The sequence below is a fragment of the Xenorhabdus griffiniae genome (genome assembly GCF_015163655.1).
Taxonomy (GTDB): Bacteria; Pseudomonadota; Gammaproteobacteria; order Enterobacterales; family Enterobacteriaceae; genus Xenorhabdus; species Xenorhabdus griffiniae.
Map to the genome: position 1 here is coordinate 1 of NZ_JADEUF010000183.1, position 3,908 is coordinate 3,908.

The following is a 3,908-nucleotide window of genomic DNA, read 5'->3' on the forward strand; positions in this document are numbered from 1 at the left end:
TCATTAATAGGTGTCATTTTTTCACTAGTACCTTTTCCTTGTTTTTTTCCTCTTCCTCTTGATTGACTAATGGATTTATTACTAACTTCTTTTGAAAAACCTGCTTTAAAATCTAGTTTGAAAATTAGTTTTATTCCTTCATGAGAAAAAGAAATCCCTATTCCTGTAGAATCACATATAAGATCAAAAGAAATCTTTGCTGTTCCACCACCGTATGTACTAAGCATTCCCTCAACAAAAAAAACTCTAGCGCCAGTATCAAATCCTATTTTTATTGCCAATCCTAAACTACTTCCTGTTTTTCCAATGACATTCATTTTTTGCTCTTTTCTTAATACAGAAACTCCTGTGTTTAGTATTTCACCAGATATAATTAGATCAGCATAAGGAAGGCCTCCTGCTACTACTCTATTTTTGTGATCCTTAAGTTTATCCATTTGATCTTCCATTGATGTTCTAAAGCTTCTCCATTTATCTCCTGTGACTGGAGTGGCAAATATAGCAATTATCACATTAATAATATCGAGAGTAATTGTTAATCCTATGAGAGGTGAAAATAATAAATTCCATTCATACTCAAAATCAGGTCTTGAGTTAACTATAATCAGCTCTTTTTTACCTTTTGCTGAAATATTAGGTCCGTTTAATAACGCATCTTTAATGCCAAAAGAACCGCCAGCTTTCTTTAATATACTGTTTATAACTTTATCTAATAATCTTCTGATTTTTTGAGTTACTGAATTTTTGTTATTCCATATATTTTCATTGAGTTCACCTAAAATAAAATTATAAGGATATTTTTCGTCAAAAAATTTAATTTCTGATTTGAATTCAAGAGTTGATTTCCTTTCGTTAACATATTTATTGATGTCACTCCATTTTTTTACTCCTAATTCTTTTTTTAGTTTTTTTACATCTTCTTTTGTAAAATCAGAGCGTTTTGCGACATAATGATCTTTTACATTATTTTCAAAATTAATTTCGAAAGAGGCGGACAACGTATATTGGGGATATACATTAATTTGTGTGCTTTGTACTAGCCCTGAACAATCAGTAGTTTGAGAATAATACTTTATTTTCCCTATACTATTATTCCATGATTTAAATAGATCTTCAATCCTATCCCAAATATCTATTCCTGGTAGTTTTGCTTCAGGTAATTTTGCATTACTCCTAATAGTATAAGTTGAACTTTTATGACTAGGGCCAAGTTCAAACTTCTCTTGACTTTCGTGTGAATATATATGCGTGCTGGGACAATTGGGTTTTCCACTTATACATCTAATAGGCGTTAATTTTGAAGTGAGTGTATGCTCTCTTTTGTCTGAAATAATATTAATGATTTCGAACGTCTTGTGTTTTTCAGGGAAATTAATATAAGTTTCTTTTTCCCCTTTTATCTCATATTTATGAGTGCAAGACGGTGGAGTATCACATGTTGCACAAGCTTTTCCTGCATTAATTCCAACGACAGTATCCATTCCTATTACTCCTTAATATTGTAAATGAACTGATTGGCTCTATACCAGCCAGGAGTCCCATCATCAGTAAGGTTGGTCAGAATTGATTTATCAAAGTTATCAATGTCAAAATTGTCTTCTCTGATCACTTTTTTAAGAATGCCTTCTATAGAGCGAGTATCTGTTATTTTCTCAGACATAAGGTAATCATAGAAAAAAGCTAAGAAGGGTAATGAGTTGTTGATGCTGATACTTATTCTTAGTTCTGCTAATTCAGATAGCAAAATGGAATCAAGCTTTTGTAAATACTGCTCTTTTTTCTTTATTTCTATCAGTTCATACTGCTCTTCACTGATTTTGAAAATTTTGTATTTCCCCTTAGCATTATCGGGAAAAGGTTTTCTGATTTTTACAAAGTTATCTGTGCGTTCTTCTTCAAGGTAACGTGTTGTGATCCGCGTGATTGGCCCCAAAAAACAATGTACTTCCCAGTCACTTAGCACACCGAGAAAATCCCAGATATTACGTGGATCATAAAAACGGAAAAAGACCGGTTTTTCTTGTTGGGGAAGCAATACTTGCAGGTATTTTCGTAAATGTTGGCGCACGGTTTTCATGTCTGCTGCACTGTGAACGAAAATTCCCCACGGGGATTTGCGACATTCCAGCCAGATTTTGACTTCTTCCGTCACCTGCACCAGATAAGGCACAATGTTAACCAGTTCTGGTTGAAGAGGTTCTCCGTAAAGGCAAGTGGATGGCGGATCGTAACGTTCCAACGCTAAAAACAAATCGGGTTCTGCCGCGCCATCAATAATGGCGTACAGTTTTTCCTGAATCATTCCTGCTTCTCCTTCCCTTTCATGGGGCGGCACAGGGCGACGAACATTGAACCTTCGCTTGCCGCTGCAAGCAAAATGGCGGGAACAGCAAGGGCTTGTTCAGGTAAATGTTCGGTAATGAGCGTAAACACTAAACCTGAGCGAGCAAATCGTTGAGTCATTTTATTCATGAGCTATCGGTGTATAAATCCTCAGTTATCGTCAGAATGGTAAAAATAATTTGATGATAAAATAATATATGATTATTTTTAATACAGAGACAAACAGAATATAATAGAATTATTTATACATACAACTATGAATAAAAGTACATCAGCAAATTTGTGATTAACTTCTCTTCTTAAGTAAAATAGTAAAATCAGTAAATTACCTCACTGGGTCTTCACATCGATAACGGGGTTTTCATACGGCCTTATCCAAAGGCAGGTGATTCACCTCCTGTCTGTAGATTAATATTTCTTATTGAGCAGTGAAATTGTTCATATAAATTCGCTGCTCAAATTTAAATAAAGATTTATATATTTGCCTGTTAGATTTAGGCTTTTTTTAAAATAAACTTATATTTATTAACAAATAAAAAACAGTAAAAATAATATTCATTTACAAATTAAGTTTGTCATGTGTATACAATAATCATTTATCTTCGATATTCATGGCATTGTCCATTCTATCTGCCGGCAATCTCCACAAATTAATTAGTGGAGATTGTTGCAATAACAGTGCATGTTAGTGAAAACAGCAGAAAAAATAACACAATTATTTAGAGTGAGACTCCCAAATTCTGGAAAAACGTTTCACATTACTGGCGGTGTAAATGACAGTATGTGAAATATTACGGTGTCCAAGATAGTCTTGGATCAAGCGGGTATCGCGACCGAGATCAGCTAATGCATAACCACAAGCGTGCCTTAACATATGCGGATGTGGAGAAACACTGACAGACGCCTGCTTTCCATAGCGTTTTAATAAACCATAAACTTGCTGGCGTGAAACAGGACCTGATTTTTGAGAAAGAAATACCCACGGTGAATCGGCTTCGCGCCATTTTTGGCGGATATCTAGCCACTTATTTAACGCATCAATTTCTTCTGGAATTAAAGGATGTGTGGTTGAAAGCCCACCTTTTAACCGTCTGATATGAATGATTGCTGAGTTCAAATCGAGATCAGATAGGCATAGATTACATAACTCACTTACCCTAAAGCCGTGAATGAAACACATTAACAGCATGCAATAATCACGCTCTGCGTGACGTCCTTGTTTTGTTGCTGCCAAAATTGCGTCTATTTCGTATCGGGTTAAAAACTTACGTTGTTTCATGAAATTATTATTCCTATGAAATCAGAGAGATAAATTGTGAATGGCAAGGTATTTAAGTTAATCGAATACAACAAAACATTAGTGTTTTTTAAACATGATTAGCTAAATACCAGATTGATTTAATTGGAATAGCGCAAATAAAAAATTGCTGCTTATTTTTGTCTTATTTTTAATGAAAATGCTAATTGGAATCGTATAAATACGTACTATGTGATTCTGATACCCAGAATGAGGTATTCATAAATAGAATTCCATATATAAAAACAACTCTATTGAACTTTACAAC

The 3,908-nt window shown here is 34.2% G+C and carries 3 protein-coding genes and 1 pseudogene; all 4 read right to left on the minus strand.

The features are described from left to right. Positions 1-1,481: hypothetical protein (locus tag IQ211_RS18200; protein ID WP_193836440.1), on the minus strand; the 1,481-nt coding region annotated here is incomplete at its 3' end. Between the two features lie 5 nt (positions 1,482-1,486). Continuing rightward, positions 1,487-2,302, minus strand: a complete 816-nt coding sequence (locus IQ211_RS18205; RefSeq protein ID WP_189759521.1) for a DUF4123 domain-containing protein — start codon at positions 2,300-2,302, stop codon at positions 1,487-1,489. Beyond that, positions 2,299-2,472 (minus strand): hypothetical protein, encoded by a 174-nt coding sequence (locus tag IQ211_RS18210; protein ID WP_189759522.1) that lies wholly within the window; start codon positions 2,470-2,472, stop codon positions 2,299-2,301. The genes IQ211_RS18205 and IQ211_RS18210 overlap by 4 nt, the downstream gene beginning before the upstream one ends. 586 nt (positions 2,473-3,058) lie before the next feature. Continuing rightward, positions 3,059-3,625, minus strand: a pseudogene (locus tag IQ211_RS18215) (tyrosine-type DNA invertase); the annotation flags it as partial. Between the last annotated feature and the right edge of the window lie 283 nt (positions 3,626-3,908).